At 60.3% G+C, this 17,802-nt stretch carries 13 protein-coding genes; 8 read left to right on the top strand and 5 right to left on the bottom strand.

The window, feature by feature from the left end; all coding sequences use genetic code 11:
• Positions 1 to 92 precede the first annotated feature (92 nt).
• From C1896_10230 to C1896_10210, 5 genes are all read right to left on the bottom strand, one after another.
• Positions 93 to 593, bottom strand: a complete 501-nt coding sequence (locus C1896_10230; GenBank protein AZZ45245.1) for a thiol peroxidase — start codon at positions 591 to 593, stop codon at positions 93 to 95.
• A 48-nt stretch (positions 594 to 641) separates the two neighbouring features.
• Entirely contained in the window at positions 642 to 1,994 is a 1,353-nt protein-coding gene (locus tag C1896_10225; protein ID AZZ45244.1) for a sodium:alanine symporter family protein, read from the bottom strand.
• A gap of 399 nt (positions 1,995 to 2,393) precedes the next feature.
• Positions 2,394 to 6,029 carry a hypothetical protein gene (locus C1896_10220; protein ID AZZ47615.1) on the bottom strand — a complete coding sequence of 1,212 codons (3,636 nt, stop codon included), beginning with the start codon at positions 6,027 to 6,029 and terminating at the stop codon, positions 2,394 to 2,396.
• 53 nt (positions 6,030 to 6,082) lie between these two features.
• On the bottom strand, positions 6,083 to 7,810 hold the full coding sequence (locus C1896_10215; protein ID AZZ47614.1) for a hypothetical protein: 1,728 nt from the start codon (positions 7,808 to 7,810) through the stop codon (positions 6,083 to 6,085).
• A gap of 143 nt (positions 7,811 to 7,953) precedes the next feature.
• Complete coding sequence (locus C1896_10210) at positions 7,954 to 8,592, bottom strand: N-acetyltransferase (protein ID AZZ45243.1); 639 nt, start codon at positions 8,590 to 8,592, stop codon at positions 7,954 to 7,956.
• Between the two features lie 145 nt (positions 8,593 to 8,737).
• Between C1896_10210 and C1896_10205 the strand changes: the two genes are divergently transcribed.
• From C1896_10205 to C1896_10170, 8 genes are all read left to right on the top strand, one after another.
• A complete protein-coding gene (locus C1896_10205) occupies positions 8,738 to 9,550 on the top strand; it encodes an exodeoxyribonuclease III (protein AZZ45242.1) in 813 nt (270 codons plus the stop codon).
• Positions 9,551 to 9,697: 147 nt separating this feature from the next.
• Positions 9,698 to 11,068, top strand: a complete 1,371-nt coding sequence (locus C1896_10200; GenBank protein ID AZZ45241.1) for a hypothetical protein — start codon at positions 9,698 to 9,700, stop codon at positions 11,066 to 11,068.
• Positions 11,069 to 11,175: 107 nt separating this feature from the next.
• Entirely contained in the window at positions 11,176 to 12,111 is a 936-nt protein-coding gene (locus C1896_10195) for a carbohydrate kinase (protein AZZ47613.1), read from the top strand.
• 68 nt (positions 12,112 to 12,179) lie between these two features.
• On the top strand, positions 12,180 to 13,085 hold the full coding sequence (locus tag C1896_10190; GenBank protein ID AZZ45240.1) for an AraC family transcriptional regulator: 906 nt from the start codon (positions 12,180 to 12,182) through the stop codon (positions 13,083 to 13,085).
• A gap of 308 nt (positions 13,086 to 13,393) precedes the next feature.
• Positions 13,394 to 14,704: a sugar ABC transporter substrate-binding protein gene (locus tag C1896_10185; protein ID AZZ45239.1), complete on the top strand. Its 1,311-nt coding sequence runs from the start codon at positions 13,394 to 13,396 to the stop codon at positions 14,702 to 14,704.
• Between the two features lie 96 nt (positions 14,705 to 14,800).
• Positions 14,801 to 15,745, top strand: coding sequence for a sugar ABC transporter permease (locus C1896_10180; protein ID AZZ45238.1), 945 nt, complete (start codon positions 14,801 to 14,803; stop codon positions 15,743 to 15,745).
• Between the two features lie 10 nt (positions 15,746 to 15,755).
• On the top strand, positions 15,756 to 16,589 hold the full coding sequence (locus C1896_10175) for a sugar ABC transporter permease (protein AZZ45237.1): 834 nt from the start codon (positions 15,756 to 15,758) through the stop codon (positions 16,587 to 16,589).
• Between the two features lie 37 nt (positions 16,590 to 16,626).
• Positions 16,627 to 17,730: an ABC transporter ATP-binding protein gene (locus C1896_10170; protein ID AZZ45236.1), complete on the top strand. Its 1,104-nt coding sequence runs from the start codon at positions 16,627 to 16,629 to the stop codon at positions 17,728 to 17,730.
• Positions 17,731 to 17,802 lie beyond the last annotated feature (72 nt).

Genomic DNA, 17,802 nt, shown 5'->3' with positions numbered 1-17,802 from the left:
ATGGCAAAGAAGAGGTGCGGCTGGGGTGTATTTTTGTCGTCAGATTTCAGAGACAAAGGAAGCGGCGTTGCACCGCTTCCTATTGGCAGCGCTTATTTAAGCGCCGCAATCGCAGCGTCGTAGTCCGGCTCGGAACCGATCTCGGCAACCAGCTCGCTGTGAAGCACCTGGTCCTGTTCATCCAGCACTACGACAGCGCGAGCCGACACACCGGCAAGCGGGCCGCTCGCGATCAGTACACCGTAGTTCTCCAGGAACTCGCGCCCGCGCATGGTGGATAGGTTGATGACATTATCCAGGCCTTCAGAGCCGCAGAAGCGCTTTTGCGCGAAAGGCAAATCGGCAGAGATACACAGCACCACTGTATTAGCCAGTTCGTTGGCCTGTGCATTGAACTTGCGCACCGAGGTGGCACAGGTCGGCGTATCGATGCTTGGGAAGATGTTCAAGATCTTTCGCTTAGCCGCGAAGCTCGCAAGCGTCACGTCGGACAGATCTCCGCCTACCAGGCTGAACGGCGCCGCCTTCTGGCCAGCCTGCGGAAAGTTGCCGGCAACCTGGATCGGATTGCCTTTCAGGGTTACTTCAGTCATGCGAACTCCTCTCAGTCATGGGCCGCGGGCGTACCCGCGGCGCGGGTTTTAAGCGGCGTGTGTGCGGGCAAAGTATTCCTTGGTCAACTTGACCACCACCGGGCTCAGCAGCAGCAGCGCGACGAGGTTAGGAATTGCCATCAGGCCATTCAGGGTGTCCGCCAACAGCCAGGCGAAATCGAGCTGAGCGATCGCGCCGAACGGAACAGCCAGGACCCAGATGACCCGGAACGGCCAGATCGCCTTGGTACCGACCAAGAACTCCCAGCACTTTTCGCCGAAATAGCTCCAGCCCAGGATCGTGGTGAACGCGAACACCACCAGTGCAATAGTTAACAACGCCGCACCAACACCAGGCATTGCCGACTCGAAGGCTGCTGCAGACAGCGCCGCACCGCTTTCGCCACCGGTCCAGACACCGGAGCAGATGATCGCCAGGCCGGTGATCGAGCAGATGATGATGGTGTCGATAAAGGTACCCATCATGCCGATAAGACCCGAGCGTACCGAGCTTTTGGTGGTGCCGGCGGCCTGCGCGATACCTGCAGTGCCCAGCCCCGCTTCGTTGGAGAAGATGCCACGCGCCACGCCGAAGCGAATCGCAGCCATCACAGCCGCACCGGCAAAGCCGCCGGTCGCAGCGATTGGCGAGAAGGCGTGCGTGAAGATCAAGTCGAACGCAGCCGGCAGCTCAGCAGCGTGCACCACCAGCACCACGATGCCGGCGATGACATAGGCCACGCACATGAACGGCACCAACGCTGCGGCTACCGCACCGATGCGCTTGATGCCGCCAAGAATGACCAGCCCAACGAACAGCATGGTGACCAGACCGGTGACCCACAGCGGTACTGAGAAAGTGGCCTCCAGCGCCAGCGCCATGCTGTTGACCTGCACCATGTTGCCGATACCGAACCCAGCCAAGCCGCCAAAGATGGCAAAGGCGCCGCCCAGCCATAACCAACGCTTGTGCAAGCCGTTCTTGATGGCGTACATCGGTCCGCCGACATGCTCGCCGCGGTCATCCTTTTCCCGGTAATGCACCGCCAGCACGACTTCGCAGTACTTGGTCGCCATTCCCACCAGCGCCGTGCACCACATCCAGAACAGCGCGCCAGGCCCGCCGAGAAAAATTGCGGTGGCGACACCGGCAATGTTGCCGGTGCCCACGGTTGCGGCCAGACACGTCATCAGCGCTTGAAACGGGCTGATTTCCCCTGTGTCGTCGTCGCCTTTTGTACGTCCGCGCCAAATCAGTGCGAAACCAGTACCTATGCGCACCAGCGGCATGAACTTGAGCAGGACCATAAGGAAAAGACCGGTACCGAGAATCAGCACCAGCATGGGCGGTCCCCAGACGAGACCGTTGACGCTATTAACCAGGTTTTGCAGGAATTCCATTCAAAGCACCCTTATTGATTATGTTAGACATCCTTGCCCGAGCGGGCCGAGTCGGTACGAACACTGAACGGCGCGTGGAGAACGCGACTTCAACTGCTGCCCGAACGACCCGGTAATACTCCGACTTCAATGTCCGGAGCGTTACCGACAACCTGCAAGACTCATGCTAGAGCCTCGCATCAGCCGCCATGCAAGGAGCGACCGAGCGATCCTACCACCACCTTTAGCCCTTGGCGCCACACCCTTTGTGTGGGATCTGTAGCGTATGAGCGGGACGAGCGAGCGACCGGTTAGTCAGCCTGCGAACCCGCGCCAGGTTGCCGCATACGGAAGCCTGTGAGCGTAGCCTAGCGCAGCGCCAATGCCAGTCGAACCGCGGCATTATTTTGGGGGAAATGATCAGAAATCCCGCCTGTAAAAGACGTCCAATGAACTGGCGAGCCCGCTGGCCGCTTCGAGGAAAATCCGCTTGGTCAGCTGATAGCGCAACGCAACCGTATTGGCAGGCTCGAACACCCCTACGCCATAACGTAAGGTCAGCCGATCCGTTAGCTTCCCGCTCGCGACTACACTGGTGTCTGCACCGCTACCTTCAGTGTCCAGCTGAAAATCCTCGATACCCAGGCGTTGCGCGACGTTGCCGGTAATCGACGCGCTGCCGGCCAAGCCGAGTCCAAGGGCCGCTTGGGCCAGCAGATTGCTGTCACCCGTCTCGGCGCCAAGGGGCCGGCCAAGCACCAGGTAGGACAATGCCTGCTCCTGACTCATGGCGGGTTCGGCAAATACATCGACGCGTGGCTGCTCTGCACTGCCGGTAATACGCAGGCCCGCAATGACATTCTCGTCTTCGATACGCCGAATGGCTTCGATATCCAGGTAGGGTTGCGACAGCACACCGGTGAACAACAACCGGGCACGGCGGATCGTCAGGCGCTGGCCGTAAGCGCGGTAACGACCCTTGTTGAGGCTGAGCTCACCACGCGCATCGAAGTCGTCGCCTATGTGCAGGTAGCCGGCAAGATCCGCCGTTAGACCGAAGCCGGAAAAGCGCAGCCTGTCCTGCCCAACTTCAACGTCGACATCCATGCGAATGGCCATGGGTGGCTTGTTCTCTTCCGCTTCGGCGCCGACGATGACCGCATCCTCAGACACCTTCACCGTCGAGGGCGGCAGCTCGCGGACGGTAATTTCGCCGCGTGGCACACGAAGCTTCCCGCTTACGGCCAGCTGCTCGTCAGCCAACTGAATGCGTAGATCGGGCGCGATTTCGAGCTCAGCATAGGGCTCGACTATCACAGGCAACTGACTGCCGCTGATTCGCAGATCGAGGTCCAGCGCCTGTGCCCAATCGATCGTTCCTGCAATATGCCCCTGGCCCTGCTCGCCGCTGCGCCAGTCACCGTCGACACGAACCCGCTCGCCGTCGATGATGGCCGTGACCTGCAGCTGCTCGAAGCTGACCGGCAGCTCAGCGCCCGCAATCTCGCCTTCAGTAAGCCTCAGTTCTCCGTTGATCTGTGGCTGTTGCAGCGTGCCCGAGATCTGGCCATTGCCGTTCAGTTGTCCGTCGAGTCGCTCGACCTGCACAACAAAAGGCTTGATAACAGACAGATCGAAATTGCTTAGCTGGAAATTGCCAGAGATTGGCTTGACCTCACCACTGGGGTCTACCCGCAGTCGGGCATCCAGATCGCCAAGATCACCTCCCTCGAATCGCAGCCTGCTATCCACCTGTTTCGGGGCTAGTTGGCTAGTCAACGACAAGGTCTGGTACGGGAAATCGAGCCACTGCTCACCGTCGCGCATGCGCAACATGCCAGGGCCGGCGTCGACACGGATAGACCCGCTTGGACCCGCACTCGGCAGATCCAGCGCTAGATCCGCATTGACTTCGCCCTGCCAGATCAGATTGTCCGGCAGGTATTCGGCAAGCGACTCGAGCGGAAAGTCGCGCAGGCGGTAGCGCAACTGTGGGTCAGGTTGCAGCCGCTGATCGTCGGCACACAGCGTGGCTTGCCCTGAGAGCCAGCAGTGCGCGCCGAACGTAATCCGGCCGTTCTCCAGGCGCTGCAGGGTCGCTGGGTCCCGCAAGGCCCACTGCTGCCCCTGAGCATCCAGTTCGGCTTCTACCAACCGGCCCCGCCAATCGCCACCTTTGAGCCCGCCGGTCAACGCCAACGACAAGTCGAGCAATGGCCCTTGTAGCAGCAGGCTCGCCTGGTGGTCGGTTTGCGTGCCTTCGGCGCTCAGTTGCAACTGACCCACTTCGGTCGCTCCGGCCTGGAAGCCTGTTGCGTCCAGGCTGAGCTGGCCGCGCTCGCCCTCCGAGAGACTGGCGGCAAGTTGCAAGCGCTGGATTCGATTGTTCTGGAACGCAACATCAGCGCCGCTCAGCGCCAGCTTTCCCTGAGGTGCGTCTGGCGTGCCTGCCAGGTCGAGGTTACCCGTCAGTTTGCCGCTCAGGTCAGGCCAAAGCTGGCCCAGACGCAAGAGATCGAGCGCCAGGTTCGCCTCAAGCGTCTCAGCCCAGCGGCCACTGCCCTGGATGCGGTTGTCGCCAAGACGCAGATCGACCGTCGGCAGGTTCCAGGTGGCGTTTTCGCCGCTCGCCTGTAGCTGAAGCTTGAGCGGCTGTTTGCGCAACGTGCCATTCAAGTCGAGAGCGGCCTCAGCCTGCAGATTTTCGTTTCGCAAGGCTCCGCTACTGCTCAACGTGCCGCCGATCTGCCCTGGCAGCTCCGCGACCCAATAAGACGGATCGAATTCGCTCAGCTTAAGCCGAGTCGTCCAGTCGACGCCGTCTGCGAACCCGACGCTGAGGTTTCCTTCGGCTCTGCCCTGTCCGGCTTGCAGTTCCAGCTGCGGGAGGTGCACCACTTCGAGGTTGCCGCTGACAGGGCTCTGCAGCGTGAAATCACCGGAAGGGCCTGTCAGCGCAGCATTGAAATTCCCGAGGTAGTTACCGTCGTCATACTGGATCTGCGCATCGAGGGTTCGCAGCGCAACAGGTGGTTCCTCAATATCGGGATAGAGGCGGCGCCATGGGAAATTACGCCAAGCCAACTGGGCTTGTGCATCCAGACCGTCCTGCCAGCTAACGGCACCGCTCAAGTCGACGCCCTGCTGCTCGCCCGCATCCAGGCTAAAGGCCTCGATCTCTGCGTGCACTTTGTCCACCAGGCCGTTCAGCGCAACAGCCACCGCACCGCCCTCGCCTTGTAGGCTCCCGTTACCGTCCAAGCGGTAGCCCTGTTCCATATCGCCTTTGACGGTCAGCTCCAGCGCCTCCAGACGCAAGGCATCTGGCAGCTCCGGTGCGGCCTTGAAATTCTCCAACGCCAACAGCAGATTTGCTGGCACGTCCGGTTCAAGCGGGCGCACCCAGCCGCTGAGTTTGGCGTCCAGGTAGCCCTGGCTTTGCACGTCGACCATCAAATGTTCGCGCAGCTCGCCATCAACCTCGAACTTCAACGCCCAGGGCTGCGCGTTTGGCGAGCGGATCGCCGCGGTCCCCTCCAGCGCCAGCGGCCAGTCGGCTTTGGTCAGTAGGCGGCCCGCAAGCTCGAGCACAACGTCATCACGGCGAACCGTCAAAGACCTGATGGCGAGCCCCTGCTCGTCCCAGTCTGCCTGCAGTTCGGCCCCCTGCAACTGTTGAACGCCGTTGAGCTTGACCGCACCGATGTCGACTCGCTCGATACGCAGCTCGAGCGGCAGATCAAGCTCAGGCAATTGGAAGGGCTCGCTTGCTGTCTCTTCTTCGTCAGCAGGAGGAAACTGCAAATCGATATCGCCAGTGACCAGCTCTTCAATGCAAAGGGTCTTACGCAGCAAGCAACTGGGCGACCAGCTCATCTGCGGCGACGCCACCTCGACCCGGCGACTATCTTGTTCCCATACCAGACCGTCCGCCTGCCAACGGCCGCCTAGACGCCCGCTGAATGCTTCGACCTGCAGCCCAGGGACTTTGCCCAACACCCAACGACTACCGGCTTCGGTACCGACCAGCAGGCCAACCGCCAGAACGATGGCCATGAGCAGGGCCAACGGAAACAGCAGAACCCAGCTGACTATTTTCGCACTACGCCTCAAAGCTCCGGCCCCATGGAAAAATGCAACCGAACACCACCTTCCCCATCCAGCGGATGAGCCAGATCCACGCGAATCGGCCCAACCGGCGAGACCCAGCGCACGCCGACACCTACGCTGCTTTTGAGGCTCGGCAGCTCTAACGAGTTGAACGAATTACCCTGATCGACAAAGGTCGCCAGGCGCCATTTCTCGGTCAGTGAATACTGGTACTCGGCGCTGACCGCGAGCTGGTAACGCCCGCCGATTCGGTCGCCATCGGAGTTGGTCGGTGACAGGCTCTGGTAGTCGTAGCCCCGCACGCTTTGGTCACCACCGGCGAAATAGCGCAGCGATGGCGGCACGTTGGTGTATTCGTCCGTCCAGTTGCCGCCCACTTCCACCCGCCCGAGAAAGCGATGCCGAGCGCCCAGCGTGGTCAGGCCCTTGACCGTCGCGTTGGCATGGACCAGATCAGCATCCGAGAACACGCCTTCCTTCGCCGCGCCCAGCTCGAACCTCAAGCGATAGCCATGACTGGGATCGAGGCGGTTGTCGCTGCGCAGAAAGCTGTAGGCCACACCAGGCATCAACAAGGTGCTGACCCCAGAATCATCGCCCAGCTCGTACTGCTCATGGCGCCACTTCAACGCCCAAACGCGCTGCCAGCCGCTGGGCAACCTGCGGTGCCACTCGGGGCCAACCGTCAGTAGTCGACTCAGGCTATCTTTGTCGCTCAGCTCTTCGTACTGATAGCCAGCCGCGTAGCGCAGTTTGTCGGTCAAAGGTGGGTCCAGCGGCACGTCATAGAAGACGCCGACGTTCTGCCGCGGGGCGGACAGTTCGGACTCGATGCCGTAGCTGTGGCCCTGCGGGTTGACCCAATGACGGGTGAAATCGAAGCGTATACGCGGACCGACGTCGGTCGAGTAGCCCAATCCAAGTCCGAGCGTGCGCGGCTCTCGCGTGGTCAACTGCACAGCGACGGGAATGCGCTGTTGATTGGCGTTGGCCGGATTGGCATCGACCCGCACACCTTCAAAATAGCCGCTGGACTGCATCGCCTGGTTGAGCTCGGCAATCAGCTCCGAGTCATACGGCGTGCCGGGTTCGAAAGGCACCATGCGCGTCAGCAGATCCGGGTCAAACGGCGAGTCACCCTCGAACCCAACATCGCCGAGCAGATAGCGCGGCCCGCTGTTGAAGACCAACTCGACGTCAGCGGCATTCGTGTCGGGGTTGATCTCCAGACGTTGGCGCTCGAAACGTCCGTCGAAAAACCCATAACGCGAGGCCTGGTTGAGAATCCGTTGTTTGACCGCTTCGTACTGCCCGTGATTGAGCACAGCGCCTGGTTTCAATGTGTTGCGCGGCACCCGAAACGTCTGCAGCTCGGCGGCCGGTCCGTTGACCTGCACCTTGATATCTCGCAGACGAACCGGCTCGCCGGGCCTGATTCGCAGCGCTAACTGCGGATTTTCCCCATCGGTGACCCTGGTTTCGATTTCAGCATGGTAATAGCCCAACGCCTGGAGGGCTTTGTTCGCCTGCTCCTGGGCGATACGGCTGTAGCGCAGCAGTTCTTCTTCGTTGCGATCGCCTAGCTCGCCGATGTAGTTCTCGACGTTTTCCCGCAGCGCATCGTTTGATGGCGTGAGCTTGACGTCGAGTTCAGCTGCGTACACCGCTGATGCACAGCACAACATGAGGCCTGTCGGAACGACACGGCGAAGGAGAGAAATAGGCATGGCCAAGGATGCTAGCACGCTGCGCACTGGGCTTTGGCGAAGTGTCGATGCGTGTAGCTCGGCATTTACAGCGTCAGACGAGAGCATGGGAGCACTTCTTTGGACAACATCAGTACGACTGTCGCCCCGGCGCAAAATTCGCTCTATGCAGTAGATGATTCGACCTGTCGCGGCGCCGGATGGAAGAACACATGCTCAACGACCGGGCCGATCGCCACCTGGCCAATGTCTTGGTAGCCCTGACGTTCATAAAAATGCAGGTAGCGCGGGTTGCCAGTGTCGATCACGAGGCCTTCCGATGCCGAGTCCGCAGCACACCAGTTATGCAGCGCTTCAAGCAGCTGTTCGCCGTAGTGTTGCCCCTGGCACTTGGGATGAACCGCCATCAGCGGCAATACATGATAGGAGCCCGGCGGCAGACAACCCAGCACCGCGGCGTGGTAATCAAGGTAACGCCGCGTACAGCGAAAGCCCGCTGTGAGCAGCATGCGCATTCGCCAGGCCCAGCTTTCGGTAATGTCCAGCCGACGCTGCGGTGGCGCAATCAGCGCGGCAGCGATCAGCCGATCATCGAGCAACAGCCCAAGCGCGGGCTGATCCTGCAGCAGGTGCTGATTGACCAGCTCGCGGACGGTTGCGCGGACACGCTGCTCGTAGCCGGGGCGATCAGCTTCGAATAGATAGGCGAAGGTCGGTTCGTGTCGGTAAGCGTTGTACAGAAGCGAGCGTATTTCCCTGGCGTAACCACTGTCGAGCATTCGTACTTCTGCAGTCATCGGCATAGCGGTTCTCTTGTTATGTCCTCGGAGCTTGTTTCACGTTAGCACCCGTATCGGAGTTCTGCCGGACGAGAACCGGATCGATTATTACGGCTCGCCGTAGCACCGCCATACCAGTAGAATTGCGGTTTTGCCGGAGCCGCTGCCGATGAAGCTTGTTTCTTTTAATATCAATGGCTTAAGAGCTAGACCTCATCAGCTTTCTGCCATTATTGAGAAGCATCAGCCCGACGTGATCGGTCTGCAGGAAACCAAAGTGGCGGACGAGCAGTTTCCTCAAGCCGAAATCGAAGCCCTTGGCTATCACGTTCATTTTCATGGCCAAAAAGGGCACTACGGTGTCGCGCTGTTATCTCGACAGGCTCCACTTGAGATCCACAAAGGCTTTCCCGGCGACGGCGAAGAATCGCAGAAGCGTTTCATCTGGGGCCGCTTTGCCGATGCCAACGGCGAGCCGGTTACCGTCATGAACGGTTATTTCCCACAAGGCGAAAGCCGCATTCATCCCACCAAGTTTCCCGCCAAAACCAAGTTCTACGCAGATCTTCAGGCGCTGCTCGAAGAGCGCTTTACCCCGGAGCAATCCGTAGCCGTGATGGGCGACTTCAACATCTCGCCCGAAGACTGTGACATCGGCATTGGGGAGGTGAACGCCAAGCGCTGGCTGCGCACCGGCAAATGCAGCTTTCTGCCGGAAGAACGCGAGTGGTTAGCTCGCCTGAAGAACTGGGGATTGCAAGACAGCTTCCGTACGCTCAACCCTGAAGTCGTCGATCGTTTCAGCTGGTTCGATTACCGCAGCCGCGGATTCGAAGATGACCCACGCCGAGGGCTGCGCATCGACCTGATCCTGACCACTGCAGGCCTGCATGAGCGCGTCACAGATTGCGGTGTCGACTATGACATCCGCAGCATGGAAAAACCCTCGGACCACTGCCCCGTGTGGATCGCGCTGCGCTGATCATCATGCTGCCGATGCCGCAGTTGGGTGAGCCTGCACATAGTTTTGCGATCTGATCGACAACCTCGACCCGCCGCGGCCGACTGTCACATAACGGTAAGCAAAGCGTCTTAATCTCCCCGCTTCTTTGAAAGGGAGAGTCATCGCATGACAGGTTCAGCGTCCGTAAGCGGCAAGGGAAAACGGGCGCTGCGCCTGTGGGCCTTCGGCCTACTTTGCGCCAGCCCGCTCGCGCTAGGCGAGCCATTGGCTACCCCCGTAAACAACAGTCCGGTCCTGCGTATTCAGGGATCCAACACGGTCGGTGCGAAGCTCGCACCGATGCTGCTGGCCGGCCTCTTCGAAGCGCAGGGCCTGAGTTCGGTGCGAATCAGCCCGGCCGGCAAGGAGAACGAACAGCGCATCAGTGCCATCGACAGCTCCGGCCGAGCGGTTCATGCCCTTGTTGCAGCACACGGCACCGGCACCGGTTTCGCCGGGCTTAAAGACGGCTCCTCCGATCTCGCGGCTGCTTCGCGCCCCATCAAGGACAGCGAGTATGCAAGCCTCTCCGCCCTCGGCGACTTGCGCAGCGCAGCAGCCGAGCAGGTGATTGCGATCGACGGACTGGCAATCATCGTAAACCCCGACAACCCAGTCTCCTCACTCAGCGTTGAGCAGGTCGCCAACCTGTTTGCCGGTGAAATCCGCAACTGGAAAGCGCTCGGCGGCAAAGACATACCTGTGGAGCTGCACGCGCGGGATGACCAGTCCGGCACCTTCGACACCTTCAAGGAGCTGGTGCTCGGAGCACAGGGGAAGACGTTGGCCGCCGATGCCGCCCGCTATGAATCCAATGACCAACTCTCACAGATCGTCAGTGGTCGCCCCGGCGCGATTGGTTTCGTCGGCCTCGCATCGGTGGGTAAAGCCCGCGCACTGGCAATAGCAGACGGTGATTCGCAGCCCATGCTACCCAGCACAGCACTGGTGGCGACCGAGGACTATCCATTGTCGCGGCGGTTGTTTTTCTATGCGAACCCGGCTCAGCAGTCGGAGTGGACCCGAACCTTTCTAAGCTTCGTGCACAGTGCTGCTGGCCAAGCCATCGTCGCCAAGTCGGGCTACATCGGGCAAGCAATCAACGCGATCACCCTCTCTCCATCGCCTGGCATGCCGCAGCCGTACCAAAACCTCGCCAGCCAGGCGCAGCGTCTGACGGTTAACTTCCGCTTCGATGAAGGTAGCGCGCGCTTGGACAACAAGGCGCAACGTGACGTCGAGCGGCTGATCGAGTACCTGCAGAGCACCAACAAAACGATGAGCGCGGCGGTCCTGGTTGGATTCGGAGACGCTTCGGGCGACCCGGCGCGTACCGCTTTGCTCTCCAAACTTCGTGCCATGGCGGTTCGTAGAGAGCTCGCCCGGGGCGGAATACTCGTTAGAGAAATCAACGGTTTAGGCGACGAACTTCCAGTAGCCTCGAACACGCATAGCGGTCGCGTAAAGAACCGCCGTGTCGAGGTATGGGTGTATTGAGCGGCGTCGGACCTGTGCAAAATCGTATCGATCGATAGCCTGCGGCGTACTGTTATGTCGCGACGGCCACGATTAAGCTCAAACGATTTCCAGCAGCGGAAATGATCATGTATCTGGTTTGTGGCGAAGCCCTGTTCGACGTTTTTGTAGCGCCCGGGGGCACCCTGCGCAACCGCTTGAGTCTCGACGCGGTGGCTGGCGGCTCGCCCTTTAACGTAGCGGTCGGCCTCTCCCGCCTCGGGACGCCGTCGGCTTTGCTCACGGGCATGTCCCGAGACCACTTGGGGCAGCAACTGCGGCAAGTGCTTGAGGACGAAGGAGTCAATACGCGCTATCTGATCGACTTCGATGCACCCACCACACTGGCGATGGTCGCCCTGGGTGCCAACGGTTCACCCGTCTACAGCTTTCGCGGCGAAGGCTGTGCCGATCGCCTCCCACGCGACGAGCATCTCGCCTCGCTCAGCGATGAGATCCGCGGCATTCACGTCGGCTCCTACTCCATCGTCACCGCCCCGATCGCTGACACCCTGCTGTCGCTGGTCCGCCGCGAAAGCGAGCGCCGGCTCATTTCCTTCGATCCCAACATCCGCCTAAACGTCGAACCGGACCTGGCCCGCTGGCGCGAGCGTGTCGAGGCGATCGCTGCGCTTGCGCATCTCATCAAGGTCAGCGATGAGGATCTGGCTCTGCTTTATCCTGGCGAAACCCCCGAATCCATCGCCCGGCGCTGGTTGCAAGGAGGCTGCGAACTGGTGGTGTTGACCCGAGGCAGAGAAGGCGCACAGTTGTTCAGCCGCCGCCAGGGCGAGTTTTATGTGGAGGCAAAACCTGTGAACGTGCGCGATACGGTTGGTGCCGGCGATACCTTCCAGGCCGCGCTGCTCAGCTACCTGCACGAACACAAGCTGGATACAGCCGCAGCCCTGGCGCAGATTCAGCGCGACCAGTTGCAGGCCATGCTGGCGTTTGCCGTTCAGGCAGCGGCGATCACCTGTTCCCGTCGCGGCCCGGACCTGCCCTACCGATACGAAATTGTCTGACGGTTGGCCACAACAGCGCGAACGTCTATAACCCCAAGGGGATAACAATAAGGACGACGGAAACGGGCATGAAAGCGTTAAAGATCTCTGACCCATCCTACGAACTGATGGACGATCACCACGGCAACTCGCTGATCTACCGTGAACATGGTTTTCCGTGCCCGCTGGTGCGCTGGCACAATCACAAGGAATACGAACTGCATTTGATCGTCGCCAGTTCGGGCAAGGTCTTCGTTGGGGATTATGTCGGCAATTTCGGTCCCAACAGCCTGTTCTTGACCGGCCCGAATCTGCCACACAACTGGATCAGCCAGGTCGATGAGGGTGAAGCGGTCGCCAAGCGCGACATGCTCGTCAATTTCACCGACGAACTGTTCGAAGCGGGCCACAACGTGTTTTCCGAACTACGCAGTTTGACGCCGATGCTCGAGCGTTCACGCTATGGGATCGAGTACCGCTGTCCGCAGACCATTGCCGAGGCCAGCAGGCTGATGCATCGGGTCGCCGGCAGCAGCGGGGCCACCCGCCTCGGCTATTTCCTGATCATGCTAGAGCTGCTGGCCAGCTGCGACGACTATCAGCTGCTCTCCGGCGCCACCTCGTCGCAGCTGGGAGATGAGCACCACGCCGACCGCACCAACATGGCGGTCAACTACATCTTCGACCATTACATGCGCGAACTGCCGCTCGAAGAAGTCGCGAGTCACCTGGGCATGAAGCCCACCTATTTTTCACGCTTTTTCAAACGCGCCACGGGCCGCTGTTATGTCGAGTTCGTCAACAGCCTGCGCATCAGCAAGTCCTGCGAGCTGCTGCTGGACAACGACAAACCGGTCACCGACGTCTGCTTTGAGTCAGGCTTCAATAACCTGTCCAATTTCAATCGGCGCTTTCAGCAGCTCAAGGGCATGACCCCCTCCTGCTACCGCCGTCTGGTTGAGCAGCGGTTGACCGAGCAGAACCTCGCCAGCTGATACGCTTCGTCGCTGCGTGTCACATGAGGATCTCCCGCCGCCATGAACGGTTAAAGGCCGGTCGCACCGCTTTTCCCCGAGGTTTCAGAGCGCTAGCCCCCACTAAGCGAGCGTTTGCACAGGTACCGAATCAACCTCATCGATCAACCGTAACGGTGCAAAAAAGTACCAGATGATGTGCAGTCAGGGCTTTGTGAGCCTGACACTCCCAGAGTTGTAATGCTCGCGAGCCGCTCGTACCGCAGTACGCGAGCCACAACAAAAACAATAAGTGCTTCCGCCCTCCGGCCGCGGAAGAGGAGCCCTCGATGAAATTTGCGAAGTTGCTAATCGGAACCACCTGTTTTGCCATGATCGGCGCGACTCAGGCTGTCGCCGAGACGCTGACCGTTGCGACCGTCAACAACGCTGACATGATCCGCATGCAGCGCCTCTCCAAGACCTTCGAAGAGCAACATCCCGACATCGACCTCAACTGGGTCGTGCTCGAAGAAAATGTCCTGCGCCAGCGCCTGACCACCGACATCGCCACCCAAGGCGGTCAATTCGATGTACTCACCATTGGCATGTACGAAGCTTCACTCTGGGGCGACAAAGGCTGGTTGGCCCCCATGACCAACCTGCCTGATGACTACAACCTCGATGACGTCTTCCCCTCGGTGCGTGAGGGCCTGTCGGTCGATGGCACTCTGTATGCGCTGCCGTTCTATGCCGAAAGCTCGATGACCTACTACCGCAAGGACCTGTTCGAGCAGGCCGGGCTGGAGATGCCGGAGCATCCGACCTGGACACAGATGGCCGAATTCGCTGAGAAGCTGCACAAGCCCAGCGAAGAGCAATACGGCATCTGCCTGCGCGGCAAGGCCGGTTGGGGTGAGAACATGGCGCTGGTCACCACCGTTGCCAATTCCTTCGGCGCGCGCTGGTTCAATGAGAAATGGCAGCCGGAATTCAACGGACCCGAATGGACCAAAGCAGCCAACTTCTACGTGGACCTGCTGAGCAAGTACGGCCCGCCAGGTGCTTCCAGCAACGGCTTCAACGAAAACCTGGCGCTGTTCAACAGCGGCAAATGCGCCATGTGGGTCGATGCCACCGTAGCCGGTTCATTCGTCACCGATGCCTCACAGAGCAAGGTGGCGGACAAAGTCGGCTTCACCTTCGCGCCTCAACAAACGACCGATAAAGGCTCCGCCTGGCTTTACTCCTGGGCGCTGGCCATTCCTGCTAGCTCGAACAAGCAGGAAGCCGCCAAGACCTTCGCAGCCTGGGCCACCTCGCAGGACTATGCCGAACTGGTTGCCGAGACCGACGGCGTCGCTAACGTACCGCCGGGCACTCGCGAGTCCACCTACAGCAATGAATACATGGCCGCCGCGCCGTTCGCGAAGATCACGCTGGAGTCGCTGAAACAGGCTGATCCCGCCTCGCCGTCCGCCAAACCTGTGCCCTATGTCGGCATCCAGCTGGTGACCATTCCCGAATTCCAGGCCATTGGCACTCAGGTCGGCAAAATGTTCGCAGCCGCCCTCACCGGCCAGATGCCAGTCGAGCAGATGCTCACGGCCGTGCAGCAGTCGACCACGCGGGAAATGAAGCGCGCCGGCTACCCCAAATAGGCACCGCAAGCAGGCAACGTCCCTTCCTCACCGAAGGTGAACACCAGGCAGGGCTCGCCCGAGCCCTCATGGCCTTCTTTCAGCCGGAGCACAGCCATGGCTACCACCTCAACAGCCTTGCCCAAGGCGCCCCTTACCGATATGGCAAGCGAGCCGAGCGAGCGCAAGCCGCGCCGGTTCGGCCCCAGCTGGTTTCTCGTCAGCCCGTCCGTTGCGCTGTTGCTGCTGTGGATGCTGGTTCCGCTGTCGATGACCGTCTACTTTTCGGTGATTCGCTACAACCTGCTTTACCCCGGCGAGAATGATTTCGTCGGGCTGGAGAATTTTCACTACTTTCTGACCGACGCTGGCTTCATGCCCGGCATGACCAACACCTTGTTGTTGGTTGGCAGCGTGCTGCTGATCAGCGTCGTGCTCGGTGTGCTGATCTCGGCACTATTGGAAGCGGCGGATTTCACTGGCCGCGGCATCGTCCGCGTCATGTTGATCTCGCCGTTCTTCATCATGCCGACCGTCAGTGCGCTGGTCTGGAAGAACCTGATCTACCACCCCGTCTCGGGAATCCTAGCGGCCGTCTGGAAGTTCTTTGGTGCACAACCGGTGGACTGGCTGGCTCAGCATCCGCTGCTCTCGATCATCATCATCGTGTCCTGGCAATGGCTGCCCTTCGCGATCCTTATCTTGATGACCGCCATGCAGTCCCTCGACCAGGAACAAAAGGAAGCCGCCCGCCTCGATGGTGCCGGTCCAATCGCCATTTTCTGGCACCTGACCCTGCCACACCTGGCGCGGCCCATCGCGGTAGTGGTGATGATCGAAACCATCTTTCTGCTTTCCGTCTTCGCCGAGATCTTCACCACCACCAGCGGTGGTCCCGGATACGCCTCGACCAACCTTGCCTACCTGATCTACACCCAGGCGCTGCTGCAATTCGACGTCGGCATGGCATCGGCCGGTGGCCTGATCGCGGTGGTGATCGCCAACATCGCGGCGATCATCCTGGTGCGGATGCTCGGCAAGAATCTCACCGAAAAGTACTGAGGACAGACCGATGCTGACGCTCAAACAAAGTCGCCGCCTCAATACGCTATTGGTCGGGCTGTTCGCCTGGGCAATCGCGCTACTGTTGTTCTTCCCGATCTTCTGGATGCTGCTGACCAGCCTGAAGACGGAGATCGACGCCTTCGCCACGCCGCCGCAGTTCATCTTCACGCCGACACTGGAAAACTACCTGCAGATCCAGGACCGCAGCGGCTACTTCAAGTACGCCTGGAACTCGGTGACCATCTCCTTCGGCGCCACTGCACTGGGCATGCTGATCGCAATCCCGGCGGCCTATTCGATGGCCTTCTACGAAACCAAACGGACCAAGGGCACGCTGCTGTGGATGCTTTCCACCAAGATGCTGCCGCCCGTGGGCGTGCTGGTACCGATCTATCTGTTGGCCAAGCAATTCGGCCTGCTCGACAGCCGCACGGTGCTGATCATCATCTACACGCTGATCAACCTGCCGATCCTCGTCTGGATGATCTACACCTACTTCAAGGACATTCCCCGCGACATCCTCGAAGCGGCCCGCATGGACGGCGCCACCCTGATGCAGGAAATGGTTCGCGTACTGCTGCCGATCAGCAAGGGCGGCCTCGCCTCCACCATGCTGCTCTCGCTGATCCTGTGCTGGAACGAGGCCTTCTGGTCGCTGAACCTCACATCGTCCAGCGCGGCTCCGCTGACCGCGCTGATCGCCTCCTATTCCAGTCCCGAAGGGCTGTTCTGGGCCAAGCTCTCGGCCGTCTCCACCCTCGCCTGCGCGCCCATCCTGATATTCGGCTGGATCAGCCAGAAGCAGCTGGTCCGCGGCCTGTCGTTCGGCGCTGTGAAGTAACGCGCTGAGCTGAGAAGAACAACAGAGGATTCCGAACATGGCAGATTTGAAAGTCCACAACCTGAAGAAAAGCTTCGATGGCAACGACATCATCAAGGGCATCGACCTGGACATTCGCGACCGTGAGTTCGTGGTCTTCGTAGGCCCTTCCGGCTGCGGCAAGTCAACCCTGCTGCGACTGATCGCGGGGTTGGAAGAAGTCAGCAGCGGCAAGATCGAACTCGACGGCCGGGACATCACCGATCTCAGCCCGGCCAAGCGCGACCTGGCCATGGTGTTCCAGACCTATGCGCTGTATCCGCACATGACGGTGCGCAAGAACATGTCCTTTGCCCTCGATCTGGCTGGCGCAGATAAGAAAGAAGTCGCCAGCAAGATCGAAGCTGCAGCACGCACGCTTGAATTGGAGCCATTGCTCGAGCGCAAACCACGTCAGCTCTCCGGTGGACAGCGCCAGCGCGTCGCGATCGGCCGCGCCATCGTGCGTAACCCCAAGGTATTTCTCTTCGACGAACCCCTGTCGAACCTCGACGCGGCGCTGCGCGTGCAGATGCGCCTTGAGCTGTCACGCCTGCATCAGGAGTTGCAGGCGACCATGATCTACGTGACCCACGACCAGGTCGAAGCCATGACCCTGGCCGACAAAGTCGTGGTGCTCAACGGTGGTCGCATCGAGCAGGTCGGCTCGCCCATGGAGCTCTACCACCATCCAGCCAATCTGTTCGTGGCCGGGTTTCTCGGCACGCCGAAGATGGGCTTTCTCAAAGGGCGAATTAACCGCGTCGACACCGCAGGCTGCGAAGTCGAGCTGGAAGCCGGCTGCCAGTTGTATCTCCCGCTGGGGGGAAGCGCGCTCACGGTGGGCGACCCTGTGACCCTGGGTATTCGTCCGGAGCACCTCAGCCGCGGCAGCGAAGGCAGCTGCCAACTAACCGTCAAGGCAGACGTCAGCGAGCGGCTGGGCAGCGACACCTATTGCCATGTGAATACCCAGACCGGCGAGCCGTTGACCATGCGCATCCGCGGCGACTTCACGCCGCGTTATGGCGAGGCACTGTCTCTCACACTCGATGCTTCTCACTGCCACCTGTTCGACAGCGGTGGCCTGGCGGTCGGCCAGCCGTTGCAACAGGTCGCCTGACACCCCGATCTGCAGGAAGCAATTCTTTCGCAAATCGCTGCCTATCCAGGCAGCGATCGCGCCCCCGGCTTA

It is taken from the genome of Pseudomonadaceae bacterium SI-3, from assembly GCA_004010935.1.
Lineage (GTDB): Bacteria > Pseudomonadota > Gammaproteobacteria > Pseudomonadales > Pseudomonadaceae > Stutzerimonas.
The sequence above is the reverse complement of the archived record's forward strand: the minus strand, read 5'-3'. Positions and strand labels throughout refer to the sequence as shown.